The following is a 16,734-nucleotide window of genomic DNA, read 5'->3' on the forward strand; positions in this document are numbered from 1 at the left end:
GCGCCGCCGGCAAGGCACACCGTCCCGCCCCGGCCGTTACCGCCACCCACCCCAGCCGCCCCGACCCAGCCCACGCCCCGCCCGCCCATCGCTCACTGAGAGCGACGACCTTCACCAAGCCCGCCGCTCACATAGCGCACCGCCACCTCACGCCCGACCTGACCCGCTCTGAACGGCCCCGAAGCGGCCCTCACCTTGGAGACCGGACCGCTTGCCGCAGTACCAAGCCAGCCGCCCGCCCGCAGCCGACCCGACGCCGCAGCCGCCCGGCCCCGCACCCCGCCGGCCCCCGCACCCCGCCCGGGCCCCCGGCCCCGCACCCTGGCTGGCCGCCCCACCCCGCCCGGCGCCGCACCCCGGCCCGGCGCCCGCACCCCGCCGGGCGCCCATAGCCGCTCGGCCCCCACAGCCGCGCGGCCCCCGGCAGCCAGCCGGCCCCCGCAGCCGGCCGCACCGCAGCCGCACGGCCCCGCGCCACAGATGCAGTTCGTGGCGGGTGGCGCACCCCGTCCGGCCCCCGCAGCCGCCCGCCACGCAGCCCGCCGGCCCCTCAAGGGACCGAGGCAACCGCACCATCCATCGACGGCCCGACCTCAGTCCCGACCGTCCGCGGTCAACCACCCCGCCCCGCCTCGGACCGCAGGCAGCACGCCACCGGGCGAATTGATGACATCTATTGACAAGTTCTGTCAAACCCGGACGCTTAGCTCACTTCCACCTAGCAGAGCAAGGGAAAGACGGGCCAGCCTGTGGACAACAATCAAAAAGTGTCAGACCCGGCTGATTAACTCGCCCCACCCAAGACGGGCGGGGGAAGGTGTGGGCCCTCGCCTGTGGACAGCGACTAAAAGATGTCAGACCCCTGTGCTTAACTCGTCCCCACCCAACAGGGGCGGGATAGGTGGCGACCAGTGAGCATCTACTCGCGAATTTTTTGATTTTTGCATGATCGAATGCTGACGCGGGAGCTTGATCCTTTGGGATAATTCTTTCGTGCGGCAGCTACAGTTGTTTAACTCATCGGAATTGGCTCGGATGCGCGACCGGACTGCGGCGCGAAATTATTCTCCTGAGCGCGACGAGTTTCGCCGCGTGCATGAAATCCACCGCTCCTGGGGCCTGGCCCGTCGCTATGCCGCAAAGCAACGCCGCCTGCATCCCGAGGGCGACGGCAGACCGGAAATGACCAGCGCGACCGGTCACATCGTTGCCACCCCTCAACCGGTCCCGCTCCTCGACCAGCAACGCGGGCGCCGGCCGGAGCGTGACGGAACAACGAGTGACGACCGCCAGCGGCTGGTCCTGCAGGAAGAGACTCTGCCCGTCAAGCCGGCCGCGACGCCCCACTCGCACGATCTCGCAGAAGCCACCAGTCGGCCGAGGCCGTTGACTGGGTCGTCCAGCGAACCCGATCGCGTGTCGACACCAGCCCGACTGCCGCCCGAGGAAGCCGACGATGCCGGATCGACCGCACGCCAAACGGCGCTTCGCCCAGCAGACAATGCATGCGAAGTCACCGCACCCCCGCAACCGGGTCCGAAGCAGCCGCCGAGGCAAGCACCCGGGTCAGTCGCAGCGCCGTTTGCAAGCCGGACGCCTCGGGCCAACCGAACCTCCCAGCCGAGCCGAACATCCCAGCCGAGCCGAGCAACCGGCCAGGCCGAAGGCCTCCGCCGAGCCGAGCACCTGGCCGAAACCGATCGGCCCAGCGGGAACGAGTACCGCAAGCTGAGCTTCCCGATTGGACGAGCGCAAGCCACGCCTCCAGGCGGAACCGAGCGTCGCCAGCCAGGCCTGCCGACCGTCCCGAGTGCCACGACCAGGCCCCCACGGAACCAAGCACCACAGCCAGGTCTCCCGACCGGATCGAGCACCCCCAGCCAGGTCTCCCCACGGCGGAGAGCACCGCAACCGATCGCGACTGACCCGGGCACCCGCAACCCGGCCTCCCCACGGCGCCGAGCACCGCAACCGATCCCGATCGACCCGGGCACCCGCAACCCGGCCTCCCCACAGCCCCGAGCACCGCAACCGCCTCGCGGCAGGACCGAACACCGCAGCCAGGCCTTCCGGCGGGACCGAACACCGCAACCGGGCCTCCCGCGAGACCCCGTGTCCCAAGTGGATCGAGCACCCCGGCGGGAGTCAACGCCCGGTCGGGCCCAACACCTCAGCCAGGCCGAACGGCCGAGCATCCCAAACTATCCGCACGCCGTAGAAGACCGAGTTCCCCCGCGGGCGCGAGCACCCAGCACCCCGAAGCCCCGGGCCTCGTCATGGGTCCCGACCAGCCCCAGGCCCGGCGGGATAGAGCATTTCGGCGCGGTTGCAAGGCGGCCCTATCGCACGCGCCGGCCGAACCGAATACCGCGGCACGCCCGGAGCCGCCGCCAAGCCACTCAGCCGGGCCGGGCCGAATCCAACGAAAGCAGGCACGTCAGCGGAAGCCGGCGATCCAGACCAAACACCCGGCCCAACCAAACACCCGGTCGCGCCCGACACCCGGTCACGCCCGACACCCCGGCAGAGCCGAATACCTCGGCCACGCCCGACACCCCGAGCAGAACCGAATACCTCGGCCACCCCCCGACACCCCGACAGAACCGAACACCTCGGCCACCCCCCGACACCCCGACAGAACCGAACACCTCGGTCACACCGGACATCCCGGCAAAACCGAATACCCGGCCACACCGGACATCCCGGCAAAACCGAATACCCGGCCACACCGGACACTCCGGCGGGGCCGATTACCCGGCGGGGCCGAACAGCCCAGCCAGCGCGGGCGGCCCTAGCGAGATCGAGCGACAAGAGGCCTCGCGAACTTTGAGGATTCTCACGCCTGCTCAGAATCCGACGCCTAGCACAGATCCGAGAATGTGGGTCGAGCCGTGTTCCCGTCCGCACCGAGCGGCAGGGCAAGAGTGCCGTTCCTAAACCAAAGAGACGCCACTCGTTCAACCAGTAAATCGCGCGGCCCAAGCGAATAGGCACACCGGCATAAACCACGCAAGGCCTTCGAAGGCGATCGCAGATATCTCCAGTAACCGTTCTTGTTCGAAAAGGGGCGAGAAGGCGCGAGCGGGCGCGGCAAAGGAAGAACAGCTACGCACGCACGGCAGGATCAAACTCTCAAGCATTCCACGCCGGCCGCCAGAACCCGATGGGATCTGCCGTCTGGAACTGCGCCAGCGACCGGGAAAGCCGCGGTAAAAGGAGATCAAACGGCCGGGTCGGGCGATTCCTTGTCGTCCGAAGCGGGCTCGAACGCAGACACTGCCGCTGCCAGCTCCGACTTTGCGCCCACGACATCCACTCCCAGCCCGTCCAAGACGGCCAGGGCCACGCACAAGTCACGCCCGGCCGACTCCTCCGGGAGGTGTAGCGCGGCGCGCGGGAACAGGGCGTCGTCGCTGCAGAAGATCGCGTCGGTTTCGACCCGGAAGCGGGAGTCTTCGGCGCCGGCCGGGATCGGCGGGAAGCGGTTTATGTCGGTTATGCCGCGGATCGCGTCGCGCAAGGGCAGGTCGGCGCCGTTGACCACGATCATTTCTGGACCGTGCCGCAGGAGATTCAGCTGATCTTGCGGAGAGGGAAGCGGAGAGGAGAGCGGAGAGGGGACCGGAGAAGAGAGCGGAGAGGAGACGGGAGCAGACAACGCGGCCACCACGGCCACCCTCGGTGACGACGTCAACCGGGCGCACTCGGCCGCCGTCAGCGCCACCACATATTCCGAACCGGCCGGCAGGGAGAGCAGCGGCCCGCCGGTCACGACCGGGCGATCAAAAGCCGCCAGCAGATGGGCGATCAACGCCGCCGCCAGTGGGCTCCCGGTCACCGCGACCGTGCGCGAAGCGTGATCGGCCATCCAGAGCGCGCTGCCGGACGTAACCGGGATTCCCCGCGACTCGATCGCCTCCAGCCACGGGTGGCCCGGAACGCAGCCCACGATCACATCGGCCGTCACCAGCGCCGGGAAGGCGTGGTCGCCCCCGGCCAGTGGCGCCAGCGCGGAGTCCCACGGGAGGGAGGCGTAGTCGGCGCGGTCGTCGACCGCCAGCAGGCGGGACGGCTGCACGGCGGCGATCGCCCGCAGCGCGGCCAGCGCCGACGCGTCGGTGCCCCACACCGCCACCGACCGGCCCTTCAGGTCTGCCAGGCGCACGCGCAAGCCTCCTCGATGAGTCGCACTAGTATTGCGCTTCGGTCTTCCGACGGGAGTTTGCGGGTGCAGTTCGACGCGATGCGCTTTCCGACGTACGCCTTCGACCCGGCCACCGGGACGGCGACGTTCGACTATCTGCTCGACGGCCCCGAGCCGCTCGAGTTCACGGAAACGATCACGTTCCCGGTCGTCGACCACGAGCCGCCGGAGGCGTTCTACAAGGTCCTCGACCTGCTGCACGTGGTGGCCGGAGTCAGCTATTACAAGGTAGGCGCCCCGCCACGCATCGAAGCGCCAAAACCGGTCCCCCAGGCGGCAAAAGACCTGTTCACGGCGGTCTACACCAAGGGGCTCGCCGAGTACGCCTACCGCAACCACCTCCCGTACGTCCTGGAACTGGGCGTGGAAACGCCCGGCGTGACCGGGAAGTCCTCGAAAATAACCGACAACGCCGACAAAAGGCCGCTCTCTCCGGTGGGCGGCGGCAAGGACTCCATCGTCACCCTGGAGATCCTGCGCGACGCCGGCCTCGACCCGGTCCCGTTCTCGGTCAACCCCAACTGGGTCATCAAGGCGGTCAACGAGGCCTCCGGCCTCCGGGCCCTGGAGGCGAAGAGGCGGCTCGACCCGCGGCTGTTCGAGCTCAACAAGGCCGGCGCGCTCAACGGTCACATCCCGGTGACCGCCATCAACTCACTCATTGCGATCGCCACCGCCACGCTGCACGGCCTCGGACCGGTGGTGATGTCGAACGAGCGGTCCGCCTCCGACCCCAACCTGATCTGGAACGGTCACGAGATCAACCACCAGTGGTCTAAGGGGGCCGAGGCCGAAGGGCTGCTGCGGGCCGCGGTCACGGCCCACGCCGGGCTCACCGAGCCCTACTTCTCGCTGCTGCGCACGCTCTCCGAGCTGCACATCGCCCAGCTGTACGCGCGGCACGACCGTTACGACGACGTCGTCACGAGCTGTAACAAGGCGTTCCTGCTGCATGACCCGACGGCGCGCTGGTGCGGTAACTGCCCGAAGTGCCGGTTCGTCTTCCTGGCCATGGCCCCGGCGATGCCCCGCGAACGGCTGGTCGGCATCTTCGGCCACGACCTGTTCGCGGGCGACAAAGCCGGCGAGAACCAGGCCGGCGAGGACCAGGTTCCCGGCTTCCTGGAGCTCCTCGGCATCGACGCGCACAAGCCGTTCGAGTGCGTCGGCGAGGTCGAGGAGTCCCTGGTCGCGTTGTCGATGATCGACTACGACGCGCCGGTGCTGACGGCGCTGCGGGCCGCGGTCCCACCGTCCGCTTGGGCGCAGGCCGACCGGGAGGCGGTGCTCACGCCGGGTGGGCCGAGTTACGCGCCACCGGCGTACGCGAAGGTGCTGGATGACGCCGTTGCGTAAGCTAGGCGAGGTTTATGTCGGCAACGCCGACGTGGACGCCCCCGGCGACCGCGGCTGGCTTCTGGGCTACTTCAAGCCGCCGGAGGATCCTCGGCACAGCGCCGACGTGGAGATCAAGTGGGGGCGGCATCCGAAGGGTGACCGGCGCGCCCAGTGGGTCGAGGGCGAGGAGCGCACGGCGCTGTTGATGCTGATCAGCGGGCGTTTCCACGTCGAGCTGCCGGACCGGACGGTGGTGCTGACGACGCCCGGCGACTACGTGTTGTGGGGTCCGGGCGTCGACCACTCGTGGGTCGCCGAGGAGCCGTCGGTGGTCGTGACCGTCCGCTGGCCGTCACTTCCGGGTTACGCGGTCGATCATTCCGGAGCGTCATGATGAATGTGATCGGGCGAAACTCCCAGTAGTCGCAGGGCGGCCGACGTCGCCGCCAGCATCAGCGGCGGCCCGGCCAGATAGACCTCGTGCCCCGACCACTCGCCATAGGCCGCGACCGCGTCGGTGACCAGGCCCGACGCGTAAGGCCCGGGGTCGCCTTCGGACACCACCGGCACCACCGTCGCCCGCCGCGCCGCCCGCGCGATCTCCGCGATCTCGTCGATGTCGTAGAGCTCGTCCAGATTGCGTACGCCCCAGAACAGCACCGCCGACCGCGGATCCCCGGTGTCGGCCAGCTCGGCGAGCAGCGCCTTCAGCGGCGCGACCCCCGTGTCCCCCGCGATCATCAGCAGGTCGCGGTCCGGCTCGGACGGGATGCCCATGTTGCCCTCGGCCCGGCTCAGCCGCACGTGATCGCCGACCTCGGTGCTGTAGACCAGCGTCCCGCTGACCCCGCTGCGCGCCTTGGCCCGCACGTGCAGCTCGATCAGGTCGTCCCGGCGCGGCTTCCCGGCCAGCGAGTAGGGCCGCCAGACGCCCGGCACCTCCGGAACCTCGACCCGCGCGTATTGCCCCGGCCGGAACGGCATCGGCAGGTAGGGCCGCAGCCGGATCACCGCCAGGTCGTGCCGCCGCAGCTCATGCTCGACGACGACCGCGGTCCAGACCGTCGGCTGATACTGCGTGAGCGTCTCCCCGTGCACGATCCACTCGTAGGCGTGCTGCCACGTCGACCGCCACGCCAGGTCGAAGTCCTGCCGCCACGCGCCGGCCGGCATCCCCGACCGGATCGCCTCGGCCAGCGCCGCCCCCACCAGCTGCAGCTGATAGGGCCGCACCCCGCACTCGGCGAGCGCCGCCCCGAGCAGCCCGCACCCGGTGACCAGCTTCGGCGGCTGGTCGAGGTGGTGCACGAGCCAGGTCAGCCCCCGCGCCAGCTGACCGGCCTGCGTCTCCGCGTTGCCCGGAAGCGCCGCGAGCAGGGTCGGCTGCGCCCGCGCCAGCGCCGCCCGGAACCGCTCCGCCACCTCCCCCGGCCCACCTGCGAACGTCAGGCTGGTGCTGAGCAGCCGCTGCGTCTCCCGCAACAGCACATCATCGGCCGGATCCATCCCGTCGATCGCCGCCCCGATCCGCCCGATCCCGGCCACCTGCGAATGCGGCGGAGGCGGCAAAGGCTCGGCAGGCCCACGCAGCTGAGAGGATGGTTGCGCCCCCGGCGCGGCGCCGGCCGCGTCGGACGACCGGCTGGCAACCGTACGCCCCAGGCCCCCAGGCCCCCCGGCCGACCGCACCGCGCCAGAGCTTCCACCCGGGTCGAGACCCGCGCCCCCAGCCGCGTCGAGCCCCGCGCCATCGGCCGGCCGCCCCGCGCCGGCACCCGGGTTGAGACCCGCGCCCTCAGCGGCGTCGAGACCCGCGCCATCGGCCGGCCGCCGCGCGCCGGCACCCGGGTTGAGACCCGCGCCCCCAGCGGCGCCCGCAGTGAGACCGGCCGCCCCGCCGTCGACCGGCCGCACCTGACCGGCCCCCTCGCGATCGCCCGCGACCGCCCGCGCCTGGCCGGGGCCCTCGACCGACGGCACTGAACCAGAGCCCTCGCCCGCGATGAGAGGAGCCGCCGCGCCCTCGCCCAACCGCGCCGGACCAGCGCCCCCGCCCTCAACCGCCCGCACCGGACCAGCACCGGGCGGCGCGGGCGCGACGTCGTCACCTGCCCCACCCGTGCGGTCGAGCGCCGCCCGGCCGCCGGCCGCCTCGATGTCGTCGCCGGGGTGCCGCCGAGCATCGACGTCGTCACCCAGGTCCCGCCGAGCATCGACGCCGTCACCTGAGTGCCGCCGAGCACCGACGTCGTCACCCAGGTGCCGCCGAGCACCGACGTCGTCGCCCGGGTGCCGCCGAGCATCGACGTCGTCGCCCGGGTGCCGTCGCGTATCGATCGGCGGAAGCCCCGCCGGCCGAAGCTGCGGCCCGTGATCGAAAGGCGACGCCGCACCCGGCTTGCCGCGCGACGACTCGGCCGCCGCGGGCTTTCCCGGCGTCGGCTCCTCAGCGGCGGCGGCTTTGTCGGCCGGCATCGGAGCGGTCGCGGGCCGTCCGAAGAATTCAGCGGTCGCCTCGGGGCCGAATTCCTGGGGCGTCGCGGGTTCGGCCCCCGCCCGGTCGTCCTCGTCGGTGTGGGCTTCGTGCGGCATGGCCCAGCCCGGCCGCGGCGGCTGCTCGCTCGCCGGAAGCGCCGGCTGCTCGCCCTGCCCCAGACTGTCCGGATCGGTCAGGGCCGCGGCGGTGTCGGCCGCCCCGGCGGCAACCGCGTCGGGCGCCGCCTGGCGCAACCGGATGGCCCGCAGAAGCGCCAGCAGGTGCTGATCAGCCCCGGAACCCGACCCCGAACCGGACGACACAGACACACCCCCGAGACGCGGGACACGAACAGTACAACCGTACTGCCGGAGAGCCCGACCTGTGCGCCCGACCTGACGACGTCACAGACCGGACGCCACCCCCACCCGGCCCGAAACACCCGATCTTGCAAAAATCGCGGGCCTCGGCCACCGCGCCCAACCCCCACCCCGGCGCTGGGCGGGGACGACTCAACCACCGGGGTACGACAATTTTCAGCCCGCCTCCACAGTGGGAACGCCGGCCAGGCGGGAAACGGCCTCGTCCAGGATCTCCGGGCTCGTCGCGAAGTTGAGCCGCACGAAGCCGGCCCCGGCCGCCCCGAACCGCGTGCCCGGTTCGACCGCCACCCGCCCCTCCGCCAGGAACCGGGCCGCCGGCACCCCGTCCCCGCCCCAGGCCGAGCAGTCCAGCCACGACAGGTAGGTCGCCTCGGGCGGTGTCCACCGCACCGCGGGCAACCTCGTCGCCAGCAGATCGGCCAGCTGGTCCCGCCGGGCCGCCAACGAGAAGATCAAGTCGTCCAGCCACGAGTCGCCCGAGGAGAACGCGGCGATCGACGCCACAACGCCCAGATGCCCCGTCCGCTCGTGCACCTCGGCCGGCATCCGGGCGACCAGTGCGGCCGTCCGGTCGGACGCCGTCACGATCGCCGCGCATTTCAGGCCGGCCAGGTTGAACGCCTTGCTCGCCGACACCACGGCGACCGCCACCTCGGCCGCGCCCGGCACCGACAGCAGCGGCGTGAAGACGGCGCCGGGCAGGACCAGCGGCGCGTGGATCTCGTCGCTGATCAGCAGAACCCCGTAGAGGCGGGCCAGCCGCACGAGCGCACCCAGCTCGTCGAATGTGTGCACCCGGCCGACCGGGTTGTGCGGGTTGCTCAGCACGTAGGCCGCCGGGTGGGTCGCGAACGCCCGTTCGATCGCCGGCAGGTCGAGGCGGCCCGCAACCAGTGGCACCGACAGCAGCCGGGCCGACGCCTCCGGCGCCCAGTCGAAGAACGGCGGGTAGACCGGCGGGCTGATCGCCACCACGTCGCCCAGGCGGACCCGCTGACGCAGCACCTCGATCACCCCCACGCCCACGTCGGTGACGCTGGTGACCTGAGCCGGGTCGACCTCCCAGCCCCACCGCCGGGACGCGAAACCCGCGTACGCCTTCCCCAGCTCGGCCGAGGCCGGTGCGTATCCGGTGTCGGACCGGGAGATCGCGGCGTGCAACGCCGTGGCGACCGGCGGGGCGAGGTCGTAGTCCATCTCGGCCACGAACAGCGGCAGGACGTCTTCGGGGTAATTGCGCCATTTCACGCTGGTGCGCAGACGCAGTTCGGCGAGGGGGGCGACGGTGAGTTCCGCGGTCATTCCGACATCCTCGCAGCGCCCGCGCGTCAAGGCGCGCCGGAGGATAAACCAAATGCTGGGACTCCGCGACCGTGGTATGCCGATTCTTCACCCGCTTTTAATGGTTCTCGGTCGTGGAAGCGGATTTGATGAGTTCATGCGCCTGGAGCCCGGGATCAGCCGTTGGATCGAGGCTGTCGCACTGCCGAACCGAAGAATCGTCGCCGCGCAACCACTGACCGGCGGATACAGTAACGAGAATATACAAATAATCGTCGACGGCGGTGAGGCGTTCGTTCTGCGCCGCTACCGCCGCTTCAACGCGTGCGCGGTCGAGACGGCACTGGCCTGGCGTCTCGGCCAGGTCGTGCCGGTGCCGACGATCGTCGCCGCCGACCCCGACGGCCGCAGTGCCGGCGAATCGGTGCTGCTCATGACGTTTATGCCGGGGCGCCCGATGAGCGAGGTGCTGCCCAGGCTGAGCGTCGACGAGGCGGCCGAATTGGGCCGTTCCACCGGCGCGGTTCTCGCCACGCTCGGCACGGTTTCTTTCGATTCGCCCGGCTTTTTCTCGGGCAGTGATCTCGAACCGGGGCCGCCGGGCGTCGATCCGACCGAGGGCCTGCCCGAGTTCGTCGAGCGTTGCCTCAAAGAAGGCAATGCCGAGGGGCATCTCACCCATGCGGAGCAAAACGCTCTCCTACGGTACGCGGAAAGGGCCGCCCCTCCCCTGGCGTCCCTGCGCGGCTCCCGCCAGTTGGTGCACGCCGATTTCAATCCCAAGAACATCCTGGCCGAGCAGCACGACGGCCGCTGGTGGGTGACCGCCGTGCTCGACTGGGAGTTCGCGTTCAGCAGCTCCCCGCTGTTCGACGTCGGCAACCTGCTGCGCCACGAGCGGCCGCCCGGCTTCGCCGACGCCTTCCTGCACGGCTTCACCGAGTACGGCGGCTCACTTCCGCCCGGCTGGCGCCAGATCAGCCAGGCCCTCGACCTCTATTCGCTGGCCGACTTCCTCACCCGCCCGCCCGGCCACCGCTACTTCGCGCGCTCGGTCGAGACCATCCGGGAGCTGCTGAGCCGCTAGCCTCCCGTCGGCTGGGCCGGTGTCTCAGCGGTGCACGTCCCAGCCCGGCCACCGTTTGCGCAGCACCGGAGCGGTGGCCCGGTCGCGGGGCCACAGCCGCAGCCGGTAGGAGTCGTCCCCTTCGGCCCCGGCCCGCCCCACCTGGGTGAAGCCCCGGCCGGAGACCCGCACGCGGTAGTCGCCGGAGGGAATCTCCATGCGCTCCGGATATCCTCCGCCGGACGCCGCGAACGAGATCCACCCGTCCGGCACGTCGAGATCCCCGTCGACCTCGTGATCCCACTCGTCGCGGTCGTCGGCGGGCTCGGCCGACCAGATCTCCAGGCGCATCGGGGTCTGGAAGTTCCACTGGCCCGGCGTCAGGAGATCGATCAGCCCGGGGCGGACGCCGACGAAACGCCCCGACTCGGTGGCATCGTCCAACGCGGCGTTGTAGGGATCGAGATCGCCCCATCCGTCGTCGTCCTCGGTCGCCGACGATTCGATATAGATCTGGCCGTAGTCGGCCCGAACGATCAGGTCATGGGCAGCGATCAGCTGGGCGCCAGTGGACACGCCCAAACTATAAGCGTCCTAGGATCCTGGACTGATCGCCTCCCACGATAATGCTTCCGTGCCGGAACTCATCACCGACCCCGACGACCAGCGGATCGCCGACTACCGGGCTCTCACCGACGTCGAGCTGAGGACGAAATGGGAGCCGCCGAACGGCCTGTTCATCGCCGAGGGCGAGCTGGTCATCCACCGGGCGCTGCGTGCCGGCTACGAGATGCGGTCGGCCCTCGTCGACGAGAAACGGGTGGATCAGCTGACCGGCTTGCCGCCGGCTTCTCCCCTGTACGCGGCCTCACCGTCGGTCCTGCAATCGATCACCGGTTTCCACGTGCACCGCGGCATCCTGGCGTCCTTCCACCGCAAGCCGCCGCGGCCGGTCGCCGAGGTGCTGGCCGGCGCTCGCCGCATCGCCGTGCTCGAGGGCCTGAACACCCACACCAACCTGGGCGCCCTGTTCCGCAGCGCGGCCGCCCTGGGCATGGACGCCGTGATCCTCTCCCCCGACTGTGCCGACCCGCTCTACCGGCGCGCGGTCCGGGTCAGCATGGGCGAGGTGTTCGCCATCCCGTACGCCAAGTCCGATGACTGGCCGGGCACGCTGTCGCGGATCGGCGAGGCCGGCTTCACGCTCCTCGCGATGACTCCCGCGGCGGACGCCGTACCCCTGTCAAGCCTGACCCCCGCCCAGCGTGACCGCCCCGCCCTGATGCTGGGGGCCGAAGGTCCCGGCCTGACCCGCCGCGCCCTGGCGGCATCCGACGTCCGCGTCGTGATCCCCATGCACAACGAGGTCGACTCGCTGAACGTGGCGACGGCGGCCGCGCTCGCCTTCTACGAACTGACCCGATGACCCGCACGCGCGCAGCGATCGAGAATGTCCATCAGCGGACGGCCGGTCAGTCGAGCCGGTAGGTCAGGTGGGTGGCGTGGGCCGACGCGCGGACGTGGATCTGGCGCAACGAGCGGGGTCCGGCCCCGGTGAACAGGGGTGTGCCGCCGCCGAGCAGGACCGGGGCCAGGTGGAGGCGGAGCTCGTCGACCACGCCGGCCTCGATGGCGGTTCGGACGGTGTGGCCGCCGCCCATGACGACCACGTCGCGCTCGTCGGACATGGCGACGCCCTTGGCGACCGCGGACCGGATGCCGCCGACGATGAACGTGGTGCGGTCGGCCAGCCGGACCTCGGCCGGCGGCGTGCGGGTGACAACGAGCAGCGGGGGCTGGGCGGCGCGGCCGGCGCCGTAGCCCATCTCGTCGTTCCAGCCGTCGGGGGCGTCGATGATGTCGAACAGCCGGCGGCCCATGACGACCACGCCGGTCGCGTCGACCGCCTCGTCGAGAACCTCACGGTCGACGGCGTCGGGCTCGAGCGCCCAGGTGTGCAGGCCCTCGCCGCCGCGGCCCAGGCCGAGCTCGGGACCGGCGTCGGGACCGGTGACGAAACCGTCCAGCGACACGGAGATGTCGGCGACGACCTTGGGCATGAGCGCTCCTTCCAGCGGCGTGCTCCCTGAGCATGCCACCGGCGGGAAGCGTCAAACCCGCGGTATCAGCCGGCTGCCGGTCCAGGCCAGGCCGGTGCCGGCGGCCAGCAGAAGAAGAGCCCCTACCGTCGGTAGGGGCCCCTTGGCGAACGGGGTGGCTCCGATCGCCGCCGCGGCCAGCATCAGCAGCACCCCGTCGGCCGGGTTGACCAGCTTGGACCGGAAGACCGCCCAGCCCAGCAACAGCCAGCCACCGGCGCTGCAGGCCGCCCCGGCCAAGGTCACCGTGTGCATCGTCCCGGCGGTCAACGGCGAGCCGTCGGCCGCCACGCCGGCCGGCAACGCCGCCACCGGCAGGGCGATCAGGAACCCGGCCAGGCCGAAGAGGAGGCCGGCGAGGGCGGGACGATGCGTACGCGATCCGGCCAGCAACCCGGCCAGCGCGATCATGGCGACCAGGCTGAGCCAGGCGGCGGCCAACTCGACGACGAGCGTGCCCGGGATCGGGTTGACGCCGAGCGAACTCCAGCCGACCAGCAGCGCGGCCGCGGGCAGTGCCCAGAGGGCCAGACGGGCGTAACGGCGGACCGACCAGATCCAGACCGCCTCGCGTACGGGAAGATGCGGATGGACCGTCGCGCCGGCGGCCGGACGCGCACCCCCGACCCAGGCCGGAGAGACCCGCAGCGGCCGACCGCTCGCCGTGTGGTGATGGCTGATGCTCATGGCGCCGCCTCGTGTGGGCTCAGCCGAGCGGCCCAGGGGTAACCGTCGGAATCCTGCGCGAGCAGCATGACAAACGCGCGCCAAGAATGCGGCCAAATCCCCAAAAACCACCTTGGGGGCCTCCCCCGTGTCGATTGTCGCGCGAATTTGAAGATCACGGGGAGGGCTGTGGACAGGCCCCGCCGGTGTCAAGGCTGCACTGTGGATACGAACGGAGAGTGATGGCGGCCGTCGGAAGATGCCGGCTTCGGCCATTGATCATGGTGTTTTTTGAAGTTTTTCCAGACAGCTCGCGCAGACCGTCTGGCCTGCGAAGACACCGGTGCCGCGGAGGGCTCGGCGGAGCGGCATCGACGGAACGCGTTGAACCGGTACGGCGGAAAGGTCCGTACTGGCACGCATCCGGCACATCAAGTCTCGACGAGGAGTGATGATGAGATCGCGGGCGTACCGAAGGATCCGGGGTAATGGGAACCGGCGCAAAGTGATCGGGGCGGTCGTCGTCGCGGGTGTGCTGACCGCGGGCGGGCTGGCCGGCGTGCAGCTCGCGTCGGCGAGCACGACGCCGGCCGCGGCGAAGATCGTCACCGTGGACGGGCAGCAGTTCGACGTGTCCAAGTGCGCGAAGCTGGAGATCAACGGCGGGGACGTGCTCTGCGACGGCGAGAAGCTGGCGCCGCAGCAGGAGCAGGGCGCGGACGACGCGGCGCTCGCGTCGGCGGCGGCCCTCGAAACGGCGTGCGACACGTTCGCGGCGGACGCGGCGGCGGCCGACCAGAACGCGCAGAACGGCGCCGACCAGAACGCCGGCGACGATCAAGCCGCGGCGGGCGACGACGCGGCCGGAAAGGCCGGCGACAAAGCGGCTGGCGACAAAGCGGCCGGCGACAAAGCCGCTGGCGACAAAGCCGCTGGCGACAAGGCCGCTGGTGACAAGGCCGCTGGCCACAAGGCCGCCGCCGGGAAGGCGGCCAAGGCCGCCGCGGCCGCCAAGAACAAGCAGCTGGCGAAGAAGTGGGCCAAGGCGGTAGCCGCGGCGAAGAAGAAGGCCGCGGCCAAGGCCGGCGACAAGGCAGCCGACCCGTCCGCCTCGGCGAGCGAGGCCGCAGGTGACGCCGGCAATGCCGGCAATGCCGGCGACGCCGGTGACCAGGCGGGCCAGGCCGGCGACCAGGCGGGTAACGCCGCCGCGCAGGCCGCCGTGACCTCGGCCCAGGCCAGCCTCCTGCAGGCCTGCCTCGCGCTGGCCGACGCCAAGACCGCGGCCGGCATCGCCGGTGCCGGCGCCGGTGCGGGCGACAACGGCGGCGCCGACCAGACCGCACCGCCGAGCGCCGACCCGTCGGCCAGCGCCACCGCCGAGCCGACGGACAGCGCCACCGCCGAGCCGACGGACAGCGCTACCGCGGCGCCGTCCGACAGCGCCACCGCCGACCCGTCGAAGTCGGCGTCCGCGGCCGACTGACGCCGGAAAGACGACGATGGCCGGTCCCCGCGATGAGGCGGGACCGGCCATTTTCGTGCGCGGCGGGAATCAGGCCCGCTCGGGCTCCTGCTGCTGTCCGTTGTAGTCGGCGCTGCCCAGGGCGGCCGACGGCGGGATCGGGTCGGGGGCCGGCAGGGCGGCCGCGCGGTCCGGGTCGACCGCTGGGGTGTCGCCGCTGACCTGGGCCTCCGCCGTGCGTACGGCCTCGTCGACCTTGGCCGCCTCGGCGGCTGCCGCCCGGGCGGCCTCGGCCGCCTCGCGCTCGACCGATGCGGCGTCGACCCCGGAGGTCGGCACGTCGCCGACCATGTTGGCCAGGCCGCCGAGCGCGCCGCCGATGCCGTCGAGGGCCTTGCTCAGTTCGGTCGGGACGATCCAGACCTTGTTGGCGGTGCCGTTCGCGATCTGGGGCAGAGCCTGCAGGTATTGGTAGGCCAGCACCTTCTGCGACGGGTTGGCCTGGTGGATCGCGTCGAAGACCGTGCGGATGGCCTTGGCCTGGCCCTCGGCCTGGAGGATGCGGGACTGCCGGTCACCGTCGGCCCGCAGCACCGAGGCCTGCTTCTCACCCTCGGCGGTGAGGATCGCCGCCTGCTTGTGGCCTTCCGCGTTGAGGATCGTCGCGCGCCGCTCCCGCTCGGCCCGCATCTGCTTCTCCATCGAGTCACGGATGCTGGGCGGCGGTTCGATCGCCTTGATCTCGACCCGGGTGACCTTGATGCCCCAGCGGCCGGTCGTCTCGTCGAGCACGCTCGACAGATGACGGTTGATCTCGTCGCGGCTGGTCAGGGCCCGCTCGAGGTCGAGGGAGCCGATCACGTTGCGCAGCGTGGTGACGGTCAGCTGCTCGATCGCCTGAAGATAGCCGGAGATCTCGTAGGTGGCCCGGACCGGGTCGACGATCTTGTAATAGAGAACCGTGTCGATCGAGACGACCAGGTTGTCGGAAGTGATCACGGGCTGGGGCGGGAAGGAGACGACCGCCTCGCGCATGTCCAGCTTGTTGCGGACCGAGTCGACGAACGGGACCAGCAGGTTGAGGCCCGGGCTCAACGTCCGCTTGTATTTGCCCAGGCGCTCGACCACGTCCATCCGCTGCTGCGGGACGACCCGGACCGACCGCACCAGCGTGGTGATGGCGAAGATCAGGATCACCAGGATGAGAACACCGATCACTGCTTCCATGGCGCCTCTCTATTTTCGGCTCTAAAAATTCGGCAGATCGTCACGCCACACGATGACGGTGGCGCCGATGACTTTGATGACTCGCACGCGTTCGCCGGGAAGGTATTTCTCCTGATGGTCGAACGCGCGGGCCTGCCACATCTCGCCGTCGATCTTGATCATTCCCTGATCGCCGTCGACCTCTTCGAGGACGGTGCCGTGACCGCCCTCGATCGCCTCCAGCCCGAACGGGGTGTCGCCGGTCTCGGCCGACGACTTGGCATGTCGCAGGATGATCGGCCGCAGCGCGGCCACCGACAGCCCGGAAACCACAGCGAAAGTGATCACCTGGAGGAGCAGGGGCGCACCGAGCGCGGCCACTCCGCCCGCGGCCAGAGCGCCGACTGCGAAGAAAATGATGAACAGGGACGCCGTGAAAGCCTCGGCGATGGCGAGTACGACGCCGAGCACGATCCAGAGAATCGCTTCCACCCTTCGATCGTGACACGTGTACGCACATACTGCGATCCCGCGTTTCCGGAAACCGAGG

13 protein-coding genes are annotated in these 16,734 nt (G+C 70.7%); 5 read left to right on the plus strand and 8 right to left on the minus strand.

The window, feature by feature from the left end:
• Nucleotides 1-3,220: 3,220 nt before the first annotated feature.
• A complete protein-coding gene (locus AB0M88_RS03515; RefSeq protein ID WP_364094758.1) occupies nucleotides 3,221-4,165 on the minus strand; it encodes a hypothetical protein in 945 nt (314 codons plus the stop codon).
• A gap of 15 nt (nucleotides 4,166-4,180) precedes the next feature.
• Here AB0M88_RS03515 and AB0M88_RS03520 point away from each other — a divergent pair, with 15 nt between their 5' ends.
• Complete coding sequence (locus AB0M88_RS03520) at nucleotides 4,181-5,560, plus strand: hypothetical protein (protein ID WP_364094761.1); 1,380 nt, start codon at nucleotides 4,181-4,183, stop codon at nucleotides 5,558-5,560.
• The gene (locus tag AB0M88_RS03525; protein WP_364094764.1) at nucleotides 5,544-5,936 is read left to right on the plus strand and encodes a signal peptidase I; all 393 of its coding nucleotides are present in this window, start codon (nucleotides 5,544-5,546) and stop codon (nucleotides 5,934-5,936) included. The genes AB0M88_RS03520 and AB0M88_RS03525 overlap by 17 nt, the downstream gene beginning before the upstream one ends.
• Here the strand turns inward: AB0M88_RS03525 and AB0M88_RS03530 are convergent.
• A complete protein-coding gene (locus AB0M88_RS03530) occupies nucleotides 5,918-8,341 on the minus strand; it encodes a hypothetical protein (RefSeq protein ID WP_364094765.1) in 2,424 nt (807 codons plus the stop codon). The two genes, AB0M88_RS03525 and AB0M88_RS03530, sit on opposite strands and share 19 nt — an antisense overlap.
• Before the next feature lie 213 nt (nucleotides 8,342-8,554).
• Nucleotides 8,555-9,703, minus strand: coding sequence for an aminotransferase class I/II-fold pyridoxal phosphate-dependent enzyme (locus tag AB0M88_RS03535; protein ID WP_364094768.1), 1,149 nt, complete (start codon nucleotides 9,701-9,703; stop codon nucleotides 8,555-8,557).
• 52 nt (nucleotides 9,704-9,755) lie between these two features.
• On the opposite strand from AB0M88_RS03535, the gene AB0M88_RS03540 reads away from it, so the two are divergent.
• Nucleotides 9,756-10,769, plus strand: coding sequence for a phosphotransferase (locus tag AB0M88_RS03540; protein ID WP_364094771.1), 1,014 nt, complete (start codon nucleotides 9,756-9,758; stop codon nucleotides 10,767-10,769).
• A gap of 24 nt (nucleotides 10,770-10,793) precedes the next feature.
• Here the strand turns inward: AB0M88_RS03540 and AB0M88_RS03545 are convergent, their stop codons facing one another.
• Nucleotides 10,794-11,324 carry a hypothetical protein gene (locus AB0M88_RS03545; protein ID WP_364094774.1) on the minus strand — a complete coding sequence of 177 codons (531 nt, stop codon included), beginning with the start codon at nucleotides 11,322-11,324 and terminating at the stop codon, nucleotides 10,794-10,796.
• Between the two features lie 58 nt (nucleotides 11,325-11,382).
• On the opposite strand from AB0M88_RS03545, the gene AB0M88_RS03550 reads away from it, so the two are divergent.
• Complete coding sequence (locus AB0M88_RS03550) at nucleotides 11,383-12,174, plus strand: RNA methyltransferase (RefSeq protein WP_364094775.1); 792 nt, start codon at nucleotides 11,383-11,385, stop codon at nucleotides 12,172-12,174.
• 46 nt (nucleotides 12,175-12,220) lie between these two features.
• Here AB0M88_RS03550 and AB0M88_RS03555 read toward each other — a convergent pair whose 3' ends face one another.
• Together AB0M88_RS03555 and AB0M88_RS03560 are read right to left on the minus strand one after the other, a co-directional pair.
• Nucleotides 12,221-12,808, minus strand: a complete 588-nt coding sequence (locus AB0M88_RS03555) for a dihydrofolate reductase family protein (RefSeq protein ID WP_364094777.1) — start codon at nucleotides 12,806-12,808, stop codon at nucleotides 12,221-12,223.
• Between the two features lie 51 nt (nucleotides 12,809-12,859).
• Complete coding sequence (locus tag AB0M88_RS03560) at nucleotides 12,860-13,534, minus strand: hypothetical protein (RefSeq protein WP_364094778.1); 675 nt, start codon at nucleotides 13,532-13,534, stop codon at nucleotides 12,860-12,862.
• Between the two features lie 484 nt (nucleotides 13,535-14,018).
• Between AB0M88_RS03560 and AB0M88_RS03565 the strand changes: the two genes are divergently transcribed.
• Nucleotides 14,019-14,999, plus strand: coding sequence for a hypothetical protein (locus tag AB0M88_RS03565; protein ID WP_364094780.1), 981 nt, complete (start codon nucleotides 14,019-14,021; stop codon nucleotides 14,997-14,999).
• Nucleotides 15,000-15,068: 69 nt separating this feature from the next.
• Here AB0M88_RS03565 and AB0M88_RS03570 read toward each other — a convergent pair whose 3' ends face one another.
• Nucleotides 15,069-16,205 (minus strand): SPFH domain-containing protein, encoded by a 1,137-nt coding sequence (locus AB0M88_RS03570; protein ID WP_364094783.1) that lies wholly within the window; start codon nucleotides 16,203-16,205, stop codon nucleotides 15,069-15,071.
• 21 nt (nucleotides 16,206-16,226) lie between these two features.
• Entirely contained in the window at nucleotides 16,227-16,676 is a 450-nt protein-coding gene (locus AB0M88_RS03575; RefSeq protein ID WP_364094786.1) for an NfeD family protein, read from the minus strand.
• Nucleotides 16,677-16,734: the final 58 nt, after the last annotated feature.

The sequence above is a fragment of the Actinoplanes sp. NPDC051411 genome, assembly GCF_040682075.1.
GTDB lineage: Bacteria > Actinomycetota > Actinomycetes > Mycobacteriales > Micromonosporaceae > Actinoplanes.